The organism is Tateyamaria sp., from assembly GCF_059783535.1.
This window is the reverse complement of the sequence record NZ_JBYNDP010000002.1, coordinates 51878-65332: the sequence shown is the minus strand read 5'-3', so window position 1 is coordinate 65332 and position 13455 is coordinate 51878. Positions and strand designations below refer to the sequence as shown.

Sequence of the window (13455 nt, the reverse complement as noted above, 5' to 3'; positions counted from 1 at the left end):
AGGAGACGATTTTGAGAGTGAAGTGTGACGGGATGGTGACCTGCGTGGCCCGGTGCGCGATGAACACACCCTACAGTGCTGGGCCGGGGTGTGTGTTATTAGCGTGCCAAGCGGCCGTTCAAACGAAGTGCAGCATTGGTCAATTTTGGGCTCTCAGCTGACCTTGGCCGCGTTTCACCGGAAGGTTACTCCGCAGCCCCAACCGGACGTTGCCAATCTCGCCTTGCATGCCGGTGAACGAATAAAGTGGGCCCACTATTGTTTGCGGGCGCGCGCTTCCTTAGCTCGAAGGATCGCAATTTGGCGATCCGCTTCTTCAATCAAGAAATTCAGGATCGCTGTTGGTTCTGAACCAGTATGCACCCGATGCTCGGCCAGACCGTCCAAATCACTCGAGTAGCCCATCGACCAGCCTGAAAACCGGGTGAAGCGTATCTCTTCTTCGATCAATGGACGGAAGTTTTTGTGGCGCCTGTCAACTTTGATCTTGGACACCAGCTCGTCTATCTCATGTCCTGGCCCCTCAATGCACTGGAAATAGTGCTCCTTTGTCCGGTGCAAGAAACCTGTGATGCCTTGTTGGGAATTGTGCGACAGAGCTTCGCGCATAATGTCCAGGTCGTGTACGTCAAACGGCGCGTATCGGCATTCGCTGAAATAAAGATACGTCTTCATTGATTAACTTCCACTCATCCTCAGTATAGCCTAGCAAGCTGCTACTCCTTTTCAACCTTCGGTAGGCCTTCTAAGTGGAGGGGCGCTTGGGCGACGATATGCTAAAGACAGATGGAAACGGGTTAAAACTTAAACTGGCTGCACATCGCGCCAGCGTCGGTCGCAGCCCAAAGGGGACATTGGAATGAGCAACCGCCACGACAGTGCAGGCAGTGGTCAACCCTTTGCGAGCGCGAGATTTTCATGTTTCGCAGTTTGAGAGCTCTTCGTTGATATGCTCAACCTGGCTAAAAGAAACAAACCTAAACCAAGTAAGGCAGCAGATGGTGGCAATGGAACACTCGAAATAGTAATTCCGGTCGAATTTGAAATCGATGGGGCCAAATTCTCCTTGATCGTTACTAAACTTGCAAAACTGATGTACTGCCAGTCTGGGTCAATGGTAACAGAAGGGTCGGCAAAAGCATCAACTCGCTGGGCGAAGAGGTCTCCAGGGCGTGTTGCACGCGTTGCGGCGTTCGCTTCTACGTAAAGACGGAAATCTGCTCCGTCGTAGAACTCGAAAGTGTTTTTGCTCACGCCGAGAGCAGCGTTCGCTCCCACAAAAACAGTTTCAGGGCGCGCGTTGCAGGCTGGCGATCTGCCGCGGATTCCAGACTCAGCAAAACTGGCAAATGTTGCGGAAGAATTCCCTCCTAACGTCGCTATGCAAGTTGCAATCAGTGGTACGCGGGTATCGTGAGCCGCTCCTGAGACCGCAAAAAAATCGTCTGATAGAATTGCCTGGACACTATAATCGTAACGTGCTGTTGCTTTCGCAGTTGCGACGACATCGCAAAGTGTTCCAATAAGTTCTAGGCAACCGGAAGAAGCCTCTGCCGTCACAGTCACTCCACGGCCCTCAAGTGAGACGCTGGCTAGAACATGACCTCCTCTAGTCGTGTAGCCCCGCGAGCGATAAGTCACGTCTAAATTGTATCCCCACGAATAACCATCACCATTCTCGCCGTCTGTTATTGATTGAGGAAAGAAGCTAATGGTTGCCGCTAACGTAGATTGCGCTGCTCCAACCAAGAAAATTACCGCCGACACAAGTTGGCATGCAAAGGACAAACGAAATGTCATAATCATAATTCCTCCTCATCAATGCTAAAAGCACAGCCACTCGCGCCTCGAATGTCAATGTAAATGAAGCCTATTGTGGCGAGTGAGTTGCAAAAAAACTGAACCAGGCAAAAAATCCAGCATAGGGCACAGCTTAACTTTGCAAAGTCCGCTTCGAGCCTACGACTATGACGGATCGTCAAAAGTGGTTTTGCAAACCGCACACGCAGCCCTTTGCCGACATCCAGCGATGGTGCCAGATGCTGCGGTTGCAGCCCGCTTAGCGGTCATTCGCTGCATGCGTGATCTTGGAGCTTGGTTGAACTGACTGTCTGCGGACAAAACCGTCTCTGGGTTTTGGGGTCATTGCTGGTACAGCATGTCCTTGCGCTTGCGGCCTATAGTTCGCTGCGTCGAACGGCCATTCGCTGCACGGGCGATCTCGGCGCCTCGTTGAACTTACAGTCTGCAGTACAAAACCGGGCTTTCGCTGCAGTTGCGCTGATGGCTGCTTTTTTGTCGGTCGATCAAGAGTCGTCGACCAGCGACAGATTCATTCACCAAGCTAGTGGTTCGTTCGATTTCCACGACTGAAACACGACCAATTGTCGGCCATACAAGCCGACTTCAGTACGGCTTCAGTTGGACAATGAAGTATGGTGTCCCCCTGAAGTAGGTTGCGCTTAGTCGTACGTCAAAATGGACCACTATCTGGTTGCGGGACCCTACGATACGGCTGACTGTCGATGACTCCGCATTGGCGAACCGAACGATGTTTTCGGGCAATTCAATTTCAATGTCACAGTATTCCGATGCCATACTGCGAGGCAACGTCGGTTCTCCAAAAAACCGACGCGCCGACGCGTTGGCGTACATGAGAGTTCCATCTTCTTTCGTGATGAGAGCGGGGTCCGGCAGAGCTTCGAGCCCTGCCTGAAGCTCGTTGTCCGGAACATTCACGGCTACTATTTTGCTTACCTCTCCAGACTGATCCATGATTGGATAAATCAGCCTGCGCCAGACTGTTGCGAACACGCCAATCGGAGGTACGTGCACACTCAACACACTTTGCTTGCGTAGACTCACCGCCGAATAAAGTGCGATGAAGTACTCAGATATGTGTCCACCAATCTCGGATGTACAATGTCCGGTCAGGTCTTTCCCAAACATAGCGGCGATACCGGGCCCATACGTCAAGTATCTGAAGTCTTTACCGTCCGATGTGGGCTCTAGAACCATTAGCCAGGCCCTAAATGAACTTGCATCGAACTCGACAAGTTGATCATCTTTCACGTCATGAACTGCTGAGACCATAAAATCTGCAAAGCTCTTGATGATTGGATGCGTGATATCGAACCTGGACGGATTCCACAGAACTGACGGGCTCCCAGTCCCATTCTGAGCAAAAAGGTCGCGAACGGCATCAAAGTCCAAATCTGTGAGTGTCTCGATGATAGAAGTGTTGCTCAACATTCTCTTGCCCCGTGTCCTCTGCATGGTTGGCCATTGGCCTTTGCTCAACAAAGCAGTCTTGAATAAAACTGGACTTCAAATTCGAACTAAGCTGTGAACCAACGTATTCTAAACGATACTTTCGTGCCGCGTCATTTGTTTTCAATACTCTGGCTTGTCACGAGAAAGACGCGTGCACAGCGGTCGCAGCATTTGGATACGGCATGCTACCTGTAGAGTTGGACAAGTGATTTGCGTCTTGTGCGCCGATGGCAACCTTATTGCGGCGCGATACGAGATGGAAACTGCAAGGCAGCGACTAACACAAGAACAGTTTGTGTGGTGCTTGGCAGGCTATCGCTATGTGCGTGCTTTCACTTGCCCATGCGGAAACTATACCATGTGCGGAGCTCAAATTGACGTAACGTTGGATTGCCAAATGTCGCATTATCCGAGTAGTACGTCGTTTTTGCCCCTCGTCAAAGCGCTTTGAGTTCTATTTCCCGCCAAGCGCGAACTTTTGCAAGCTTGCAAAAAGGCGGCCTAAGAATTCATTTTTCACTTTCTTTCTGGGGGCAAACCATGGACCAGACTGCAGTAGACCTTGAAGGCATCCGAAAAACAATCCGCCGAATTCCGGTACCCAGCAGACTTGAGCTGATTGGCGACCTCTTCGTGAGCGAAATCGAGTGCATAGGGTACGAACTAGCCCATACGGCCAGTGCACAAACGGTTACATCGGCATTCGTCCTCGCGAATGATACGAGCAGTCGTGTCACGCGCATCCTCAAAGATCTCGAAAACGATGTAGCTTGGAGAACAGCGGTTACACCTAGAAGAGCTCATGCTTTGCCTGGGCAACGAGCAGCGTCATAGCCGCTCGATTATCGGACAAATCTGTCAAATTCCGGAGGCTAGAATGCGTATTCTTCTTGTAGAGGATGATCCAAACACATCGCGTAGCATCGAATTGCTTATGCAACGGGCGAACATGCAGTTTTTTGCAGCAGACCTCGGCGAAGAGGCCATTGATCTAGCAAAACTCTACGAACACGACTTGATAATTTTGGACCTAAATCTTCCAGACATGAGCGGGCACGATGTGCTTCGGCACATTCGTCGCTCGAACGTTCAGACACCGGTCCTGATTTTGTCTGGCTCAAACGACACGCAGAACAAGGTACTGGGCTTTGGACGTGGTGCAGATGATTATCTCACCAAACCGTTCGAAGCGTCCGAATTAATAGCGCGGGTTCATGCAATCATTCGACGCTCTAAGGGTCATGCGCAATCAGTGATCAAAACGGGATCGGTCGAAGTGAACATAGACACAAAAACCGTGAGCGCACACGGAGCTTCAGTAAGGCTTACGGTTAAGGAATATCAAATCTTCGAGCTCCTGAGCCTTCGGAAAGGGAACACAATCACCAAAGATATGTTTTTGAACAATCTTTACGGCGGAATGGACGAACCAGAACCCAAAATTATCGACGTACTTGTTTGCAAGCTGCGCAAGAAGCTCAGTGTAGCAACAAATGGAGAGCAGTTGATTGATACAGTCTGGGGACAAGGCTACGTGCTGCGTGAGGCAGAACAAGCCGTTGCTGCGGCATGACATTCGCGTGGTTCGATACGGACATCCAAGCAGAACTCACCAACACCAGAACACATGTGCAACAACCACGAGATAGCGAACATTTCAGATGCCACCTGCTCGGATTGTCGCGTTAGGCACATAGATGTCCGTGAAACCCTAGCATCGGCTTTAAGGTCCGCAAAAGTCTCGCTGCTGACGTCCGCAGTAATTAGAATAGAAGTCACCTCGCGGCCCGAAGCCGACATTGGGTTGCACAGGTCAGGTGACCGCAGGGCGGGACTTTGCCGCCATTCGTTGTTTCCCAAGGAAGGGCTGCTTATCCTGGAAAGCTGATTTCACTGGCCGCAACACTGCTTATCAAACCACCAGTGTTCACAGCACGATATTTGGATCTTGGCGGGCGGGCAGCTTCGTCAACATGGCGGTGAACCCAGCTTCTGATTTCCATCGTTTTCAACGACTGCGACAAGGCGCGATCCGTAATCGTTCGCAAATTTCGTTTGATATCATTGAAGTGGCTTGGCCTGTGGATTGCAGTCAGAACCGGCAAGGTCCATGAACGCCGGAGCAAATCTTGATCTCCCTCAGCAGTGACACTTTGAATTTTGTTGGCAAGGGCAGCTGCGGAAACACCAAGCTCTGTCAGTCGAAACTCTGGACGCAGCGGATGGCCATAGCCAGGGTTTCGTTCCAGCAGTCCGATCGAGATGAGGTGATCCATGCTTTGCGCGAAAGCAGTCCTGCTCGCTCCGGTGGCAGCAAGTAGCGGCGCTTGTCTTCCGGCAATGCCTGCATGCAGGCTCGCCAAAATAGGAATGGCCCACGCCCTTGAGGTAGTGTTGACAAAGATTTTAATGTCCATAAAATATAGTTAATATATTTCTATGAAAAAGGAAGCCCATGTCGCTCATTTCACTGGAAGAAACCATCACCATCGCGCTGTCAGTCAAAGACCGCCATGCAAGTGCTGAGTGGTACGGCAGCATGCTCGGATTTGAAACGATCTACCACGCAGATGAGGCAGGGTGGTCAGAGCTTCAGACCAAAACGACCGGCGTGACAATCGGTTTGGGCGAACATACGGAGCCTGCGCCTGGAAACTGTGTTCCTGTCTTCGGTATCGCTGATCTGGATGCGGCGCGGCAGAAAATAAAACGGGCCGAAGTTAAATTTGACGGCGAAACCGATGTCGTTGAAGGCATGGTCAAGACAGCAACCTTCTATGATCCCGACGGCAATGCGATGATGCTTGCTCAGGACTTGACCGGCGGGGCAGGATAGTGCGTAGGCTAGGTTTCCTTTCGCGGTCATTTGAATTCTCCGCAGCATCAGTGACTTTTGGGCTCGATGCTGACCTTCGCCGTGTCCAGCTTCAAGGTCGCTCGGCAGCCCGAAGCTGAAATTGGACATTGGACAACTCTGGCCGATCAGCGGGATAGAGCCAAACTTCGCTGTGGCTGCTCCAGCACCCGCTGCTAGCAACAGCTCAAAACGGTAGTTTTTTCGTTTTTGCAGTCCAGTAGCCAACCGCGGTGACTATGTTTTTCCAGTGCCTTGACAAACGGTGCACGCAAAAGATCGCCCTGATCCTTGGCAAACACCGCATACTGGTTGGTTAGGCGTTTTTCCTGTACCACCACAGAGGGTGCACTTAGCTTTACCACTACCGAGGCATTCATAACATCTGGCCATTGCTCACCTCCACATCGACGACTGTAGCACAAGAATATTTTGTCGCAATCTCACTCGATGCTCGCGCCCGAACATTTGGTTAATCGGTGCGTCTCGTCAGCCCGAAGCTGTCATTCGATCGTTGCTCTCTTTGGTCAACAAGAACTGAATGCTGAAGGCATCGACGGAACTAGGAGCAGCTCAGTATCCATATTAGTTCTCTATAACATGCTTCTCCACACCGCGTTATACTTGAGCTGGCGACCACGAAGCTGCATAAGACGACAAACCGTTTGTGTTTGTGTCAGAAGGTAGCAAGAGAATGCTTGAACGGTTTAGCGATGCGGATTTACGTGAAATTTGCCGTTTGAGGTTGGACAATCTGGAGAGTTGGCTCCGGAGATTGACTCATGATCATTTCGCGGCGCTTTCTCAAGACTACCTTCGTGAAACGGACCCTGCGGGAAATGCACTTATTAAGAAGTCAATTTCTGAAAAAGTACTGCAGCGTATTCAAACAAACCCGAGCCGTTTTCCGAGAGGCGTTGACGCCCTCGACTTTGGCGAGCTCATCGATGTCATCTGTAATCCAAAGAACTATCCTGCCTTCAAGATGGCACTTCAAGTCGCGTTTCCGCTAGGCGGCGAGCAAGCCAGAGAGGTCTTAAACAGGCTGGTCCAGCCTAGGAATCGCCTAGCTGATGGTAATCCCATAAGCCTAAGGCAAGCCGAGCAGATTGTTTGTTACACTGGCGACACCGTAGACTCACTTAAGGAGTATTATTCGAACATGGGCCCAGCAATCCGAATTCAACGTTCCGACCATCATGAGAGTGACGGACTCTCTCGGAAACACCTTTTTGCGGTCGCAATGTCCGAATGTACACAATGGTGGCATTGGAGTGTTTCTGCACGAGACGGTCGCTTTGCGTCCAGGAGATATTCATAGCGTTGAAGTGGAAGTCGATCCATCGTTCGAGCCTCAAGAATATAGTGTTCTCTGGTCTAGCACAAAGCCGCGAGGTATCTCGGGTATTGCGACAACGAAAGCTATAGTTAGCATTGATAATTCACATGTTGGCGTACAGTGGGATCTTCAGTGCAAGGTCACATCAAACAAATCATGGCATCGCATGCAAATGGGCTGTGATGATTTTCTTATGATAACTTACAAGGTTTTGCCGCCTGCTTAAGCTAGACTTTTCAAAGTGATTCTCGCGTTCCACAAAAAGTGAAAGCCTCCTCAACTACAGTTTAGTTGCAATCCCCACAGGCCTTCCTTCGACATGTCGTGGAAGCTTGGTGGGCCGGGCCCGAAACTGCCACTCGGTCCGGCTTTGCAAAGTCCGCTTCCTGCGCATTTACTCCGGCATTACCAACTCCGCGATGACATCGTCAGCAAGGCAAAGAGGCGCAAGCGCGACCGCCAAAAAACCGCCGAAGGTATTCGGGTGTCTTCGAGTGGCGCACTCAAGCCAGATGCCCTTAACTTCATGGGCTCAAGGGGGCACGATCATGACGTATGAGCATTTGTCACCCCGGTCGCAGGTGGTTACGGGGCAGGGCATCGCCGAAAGGATGGAGTATCTAATCGAGCTCCCGTATTTTCCAGTCAAACCTTTGGATCAGGTTGAATCCTGGCTCCGTGATGCAATTTCGACCCATGTCGATCGTCCGCTTAAACCTATAACATTTCTGCTCACCCCAAATGGCATGGGGGCGAGTTGGATGATCGACCGCGTGGCGGAGGCATTTCCTGCTTACCTTCAGCAAGATCAGCGAATTTCCTGTCATCCCGCTGTTGTTGCACACATTCCGTCCGATGGAAGTATGCGTGAAATCGGGGCCGAGGTTTGCCAGTTCGTTGGGGCTCCCAAACATCACATCGGCGGACCGGGCCCACATGCCACCGGATGGCTAAAACTGCTGACCCAGATCGGGACACGGATGCTGCTCTTAAAAGACATGCAGTCGCTGAGCAACCTTCCCAAGTCGCGCCAAGGCCCTGTCCTGAACATGATCAGAATTGCGACATCTCGCTATGGACTACAGACGGCGCTTGTTGGGCCACCTGAGCTGCATCCCCTGGTAATGAATGACCCGCAATTGGCTGATCGGACACAACTGATCGAAATTCAGCCCTTTAAGGCATCAGATCCCGCGCTTACTGTGTTTCTGGAAGCGTTCCAGAGGTGGTGTCCGCTGCGCCGGACATCTGACCTGTGCGATGATCAAAGCCTGCGCAAAGCCCTTGTTCGACGAACGGGCGGAACCACGCGCAACATGCTCGATGTACTGACCCAACTGGGGTCTTACGCGATATACAGCGCTGAAGAGCGGATCACTTACCAATTGTGGCGCGACTATTTCGCAAGGTCTGAATATGCTTGAGAAGTCGCTGCCAATCACGGTCGCACCTATCAGTGGAGAGTGCCTGACTTCATTCTTGATGCGCACGGCCGCAGTATACGGAGTCAGTGTGGATCGACTGATCCAGCATTGCTTGCCCGGGCAGGCGGCAAAAACATCAGCGTCGGCAGATGCCCTGACGATTAATTCCGACGACAATATTCTCGCGGCAATCGCAAAGTTACTGCGTGTATCTCTGGATGACCTTCGGGCAATGACACTGCCCGCGCATCTATTGTCCATCAGCCCTGGCCCTAGCACCATCGCGGTTAGCGGTGCTGCACGGGACCCCGATACACTTGAAGTAGCGCCAAGCCAGAAACTGCGATTTGGCTGGTGTCCGCTTTGCCTTATGGAAGATCGGGCAGGGGGCGGGGATCATTTCTTGCGTCTCGATTGGCCACTTGCCTTCGTCACGATGTGCTCGGCCCACAAACGGCCACTGATTGAACGTTGCCAAAACTGCTATCATTTCGTGGAAAACCCGGACTACGCGCTGTATCGCGATCAGATGGCGCTGATCTGTCCGCGTTGCTTTACGCCGCTTGACGCGCGATTGGGATATGATTTCGTTGCCAACCAGCATGCCCAAGGCTGGAACGACGATGCAACGCTCCAACCGGTTTGGGATCAGATCATCACTTACCAACAGTTCTTCCTGAAGGTTGTGCGACAGAGGGCAGGGCTATCTAAGAGGCAGCGCCTTGTCTCTGAAGTTCGCGGATTACTCGATCTTTTGCTCAGCGCCGAGAAGCCAAATGACCTGCGTCCGGTTGATGTGCTCGACAGCGCGTATTTTCCATTACCGGCCAAGCTGGGCTTCTCAACCCGTCAGTTGGCACAGCCGTTCCACATCTGTCATCTGGTGGAGCGTTGCAAGGCATTGGCAATCGTGATTTGCATGCTTGAAGACAAAGGTGAAGCGTTCGGGTTTGAATCTGGCGCAACACCTATGCACCGACTCCGAGAGCTAATGTACCGCAATACCTATGATCAGTTCGAGCGGCACATACTCAACATCGCCAGACTCGTGCTTCCAACCTAAAGGGGCAGTATTCTAGAACTTATCCGTAAATCGAGTCTCATAATAGGAGTCTCATTTTTAAGGGTACTTAACAACGATGGTACCGTTATATGCAACAGACGCATAATCCACATTATGTAAATATAGGTGCGGATTTAGTGCCTGATACTCCACGCAAGAACTCAGAGTGAGTACGCTTCACTCCAATTTGAAGCTCAACCAAAACTCACTTGCACGCGAACTGCTCAGAACGAGACTTGGTGATCAATATGTCAGCGGTGCATCCGCATTGATCCGCAGTGCAAGAAATGGGTGCGTATGGAAGTTCGAAGGTTTGTCCCAACGTCCCAATCGAACCGCCCACACCGCACGTCGCACGAAAGACTTGGCCGGATGCCTTGATACGCAGAGACTCGAGCCCCGCATTGCACCGATAACCCTTGAGCCGGTTGAGATTGCGCAAAATGATTTCATTTGCACGCAGACGGCTTCGGTTCCCGCAAGCAGTTCTTCCTACCATCGTGGCTCTGGGCAGCCTATCAGGATGTCCTGCACCACCCGGCAAACCAGCGTCCATGATCGCCATTTGCGCGTCTGAATACTCGTAGAGCTCGGTTTCAAAATCGACCCGAAGCGGTTTGAGCGAAATTGTTGCGTCAGGAAAGGCCTGGCGAAGTTCGAGGGCGTCAGCATGGATTTTGTCAAATTCGGCTGGCTTCATGGTGACGTTGATGTGTACGGGTACATCAGGAACCAAAATCTCCCCCACGCCTTTGAAGTGATCAAAATCTGCAAACTCACTGTGGTACGTTAAAATCACAGCGTTCAAGTGCGGTTTGATCTTGGTCCAGAACCGATGTGTCCGGGACGCATTTGAAATTAAACTCACCGAAAACCCACGCGCACTCGCCTCTTCCAAGATGCGTATAATCTGAGGGTGCATGGTCGGCTCTCCCCCAGTGAACTGTAGCCAGACACGTCGATTGCGGTGTGTGACGTAGTGGATTTGGAGCCGGTCGTAAAAGTCGACAACGTCATCCGGATTTTGCCAACGCACCGTGCCGTCATGAAGAGATTTTGGGCAATATGAACAGGCATAGCTGCACGCATTTCCGAGCATCCAGTCAACAAGCACAGTACGGGCATGAACTGCGTTTGTGTGCTCAAAAGAAACGTAAGTCGGTCCGTTGTTGTTCAAGTCAAACCCTCTGCCTCTGCAGCGCACAGTTTCGTACAACTTGACTCAAATCGACGAAGGACCCAAGCTTTCACTGTTTTTATCCAAATCATTTAGAGGGCCGGTACGATGATGACCGTAAGTCCAAGCGTGAAGTTAATTGTCGCTTTCTGTGTAAGGGCAAGGTTTTGCCTCGCTCTTCTTTGTCTCACGACCACACCTGCGTTGGCTGAAAGTCGTTGGGCACTTGTCTTGGGTGTGGGCGAATACGAAAGTCGCGCAATACCATCGCTCAGCAACGCTGTGAATGACTCTCGTGCGATTGCGGCGTCGCTGAACGACATGGGCTTTGAGGTCTATTATTTAGAGAACGCGACCAAGGCCAAAATTGAAGACACTGTTGATCAGATCGGACAAAAGCACCGGGGCGCAGAACTTGGTCTGTTCTACTTTGCTGGCCACGGGTTACAGGTCGATGGGAAGAACTATGCCCTGCCCTCAGATCTGGTACCGGCCGGGGCCGATTTTCTACAGCGCAATGCGATATCAGTGAACGATCTGATCAAGACGCTAAATGATTTCGACACGCAGTCGCTGGTTGTCATTTTGGACGCATGCCGCGACTCCCCTTTCCCTAACGAGGAAGCGATCGGGGTTGGCCTTGCGTTGTTTGACGCGCCTGACAACACGATAGTGGCCTATTCGACGGCACCAGGTGCGGTTGCATTTGACGGAGCGTATGGCAACAGCCCTTATACGGCTGCGTTGGTGACAGCGCTCGAAAGTGCGGAAACTGAGTTCCGGGACGTATTGAGGCTGGTGCGCGCGCGGGTTCGGTTGGCCACGGGCGGTGCTCAGACCCCCTGGTATGTCGACAACTCCAAGGAGGCCATCATGCTGCGCCCCCGGTTTGCCGAAGATGCCGAAGCATTGGCGCAACTTGTGTCCAACCGCGACATAACGCTTTCGACCACTGCGTGGTTGACCGTTGTGGACAGTGCGGATCCCAGAGATTTCGAGCAGTTTGCATCGCTTTTCCCCGAGGACACGTTGGCCGAAGTTGCGCAACGGCAACTGACGCTAGTGAGCGCAGAAGGAACACCAAGTTTTCCGTTGCTGGATTTGCGAGTCAGAGGTGCTGATGAGGACGTTCCCGGAGGGCTGCTGGTTCAAATCACTGCATGTGATATCTTGGCGACGGGGATTGGGGATCCTTTGGCTTTGGTCGATCCTGTCCCTCATGACTTGGTCAATACACGGGCAGCGATGCGGGCTTGTGTTGAGGCAGTTCGCGATGATCCCACGAATGCCAGGCTTCTTGGATTGCTGGCCCGGGTCCTCAATCTGGATGAAAGGTTCGAAGAGTCACTGCACTACTATGAACTTGCCGCAGTGCGTGGAAACCCGACGGCGTATACTGGCATCGCAACGGCATACCGGCTGGGTATGGGAGTTGAACCGGACAACGAGAAAGCGTTTGAAGCGGTTCAAGAGGCGGCGCTCCTGGGCTCGGCCCCTGCCCGGCTGCTTCTGGGCGTCTACTACCGCGAAGGCTGGGGACGGCAACAGTCATTCCCTGAGGCCAGACGTTGGATGAGGCTGTCGTTGGACGCAGGCTATGCCCCAGCCTACGTCGCTTACGGTGGCACATATCGCAAGGGCCTTGGTGTGCCAAAGAGCGATGAAACTGCTTTGGAGTTTTACCGAACGGCTGCAACGCTTGGAAGCTCAGACGCTATGAACCTTATCGGAAGGGCTTACATGGCTGGTAAAGGCGTTCAGCGGGACACCAGAACCGGTATCCGTTGGCTGGCCAGGTCAAGCGAAGAAGGAAACCCCTTTGCCGCATTGGAACTCGGCAAGGCCTTCCAAAAAGGCAACGGAGTTGAGAAAGATCTCGAAAAGGCCCTTTCTTACTTCCGTTTGTCAGCGCAGAGGAACTTCGTTGGCGCCCACAATTACATCGGCAGCATCCTGCGCACAGGAACTCGGAGCCGCCAACCCGATCTTCCCGAGGCCTATGCCAACTACATCATCGCAAGGGACGGTGCGTTGCTGCGAGACACGCGTGACTCGGTCAAACAGTTGAACGATGCTGAAATACGCATTGCATCAATTATAGGTGAAATGTCGTCTAAGCAAATCGAGAGTGGTGAGCAGATGGCGGCTGATTGGATAGAGCAGTACGGTCTGCTCGATTTCAATCTTGTCAGCGAATGATCCACGACACGCCCATCGCGCAGGCTCGCCAAGACCACGAAACCTGTCAGTTAGGCGACGTGCCGTTCGTTTTTCTGTCCTATGATGAACCGTGGGCAGATTGGAACTGGAGGGACTTAAAATCAA

The 13455-nt window shown here is 52.1% G+C and carries 10 protein-coding genes and 1 pseudogene; 6 read left to right on the top strand and 5 right to left on the bottom strand.

All coding sequences use genetic code 11. The features are described 5' to 3' along the window. Positions 1-255: 255 nt before the first annotated feature. From AC6RA8_RS00855 to AC6RA8_RS00845, 3 genes are all read right to left on the bottom strand, one after another. Positions 256-675 carry a BLUF domain-containing protein gene (locus AC6RA8_RS00855; RefSeq protein WP_500350234.1) on the bottom strand — a complete coding sequence of 140 codons (420 nt, stop codon included), beginning with the start codon at positions 673-675 and terminating at the stop codon, positions 256-258. Between the two features lie 216 nt (positions 676-891). Further along, complete coding sequence (locus AC6RA8_RS00850; RefSeq protein ID WP_500350233.1) at positions 892-1806, bottom strand: hypothetical protein; 915 nt, start codon at positions 1804-1806, stop codon at positions 892-894. Between the two features lie 600 nt (positions 1807-2406). After that, positions 2407-3249: a PAS domain-containing protein gene (locus AC6RA8_RS00845; RefSeq protein ID WP_500350232.1), complete on the bottom strand. Its 843-nt coding sequence runs from the start codon at positions 3247-3249 to the stop codon at positions 2407-2409. Positions 3250-4150: 901 nt separating this feature from the next. Here AC6RA8_RS00845 and ctrA point away from each other — a divergent pair. Then, positions 4151-4846, top strand: a complete 696-nt coding sequence (gene ctrA, locus AC6RA8_RS00840) for a response regulator transcription factor CtrA (RefSeq protein ID WP_500350231.1) — start codon at positions 4151-4153, stop codon at positions 4844-4846. Between the two features lie 298 nt (positions 4847-5144). On the opposite strand, the gene AC6RA8_RS00835 is transcribed toward ctrA, so the two are convergent. Further along, positions 5145-5690, bottom strand: coding sequence for a winged helix-turn-helix transcriptional regulator (locus AC6RA8_RS00835; RefSeq protein ID WP_500350230.1), 546 nt, complete (start codon positions 5688-5690; stop codon positions 5145-5147). A gap of 38 nt (positions 5691-5728) precedes the next feature. Between AC6RA8_RS00835 and AC6RA8_RS00830 the strand changes: the two genes are divergently transcribed. The 4 genes and pseudogenes from AC6RA8_RS00830 (at position 5729) to AC6RA8_RS00815 (ending at position 9953) form a co-directional block, all read left to right on the top strand. Then, the gene (locus AC6RA8_RS00830) at positions 5729-6109 is read left to right on the top strand and encodes a VOC family protein (RefSeq protein ID WP_500350229.1); all 381 of its coding nucleotides are present in this window, start codon (positions 5729-5731) and stop codon (positions 6107-6109) included. A 1905-nt stretch (positions 6110-8014) separates the two neighbouring features. Beyond that, positions 8015-8890, top strand: a complete 876-nt coding sequence (locus tag AC6RA8_RS00825; protein WP_500350228.1) for a TniB family NTP-binding protein — start codon at positions 8015-8017, stop codon at positions 8888-8890. Continuing rightward, positions 8883-9341 (top strand): annotated as a pseudogene (locus AC6RA8_RS00820) (TniQ family protein); the annotation flags it as partial. The gene AC6RA8_RS00825 and the pseudogene AC6RA8_RS00820, both read left to right, overlap by 8 nt. 42 nt (positions 9342-9383) lie before the next feature. After that, positions 9384-9953, top strand: a complete 570-nt coding sequence (locus AC6RA8_RS00815) for a hypothetical protein (protein ID WP_500350278.1) — start codon at positions 9384-9386, stop codon at positions 9951-9953. Between the two features lie 205 nt (positions 9954-10158). On the opposite strand, the gene AC6RA8_RS00810 is transcribed toward AC6RA8_RS00815, so the two are convergent. Beyond that, positions 10159-11130 carry a radical SAM protein gene (locus AC6RA8_RS00810; RefSeq protein WP_500350227.1) on the bottom strand — a complete coding sequence of 324 codons (972 nt, stop codon included), beginning with the start codon at positions 11128-11130 and terminating at the stop codon, positions 10159-10161. A gap of 204 nt (positions 11131-11334) precedes the next feature. Between AC6RA8_RS00810 and AC6RA8_RS00805 the strand changes: the two genes are divergently transcribed. After that, entirely contained in the window at positions 11335-13329 is a 1995-nt protein-coding gene (locus AC6RA8_RS00805) for a caspase family protein (protein WP_500350226.1), read from the top strand. The last annotated feature ends 126 nt before the right edge of the window (positions 13330-13455 follow it).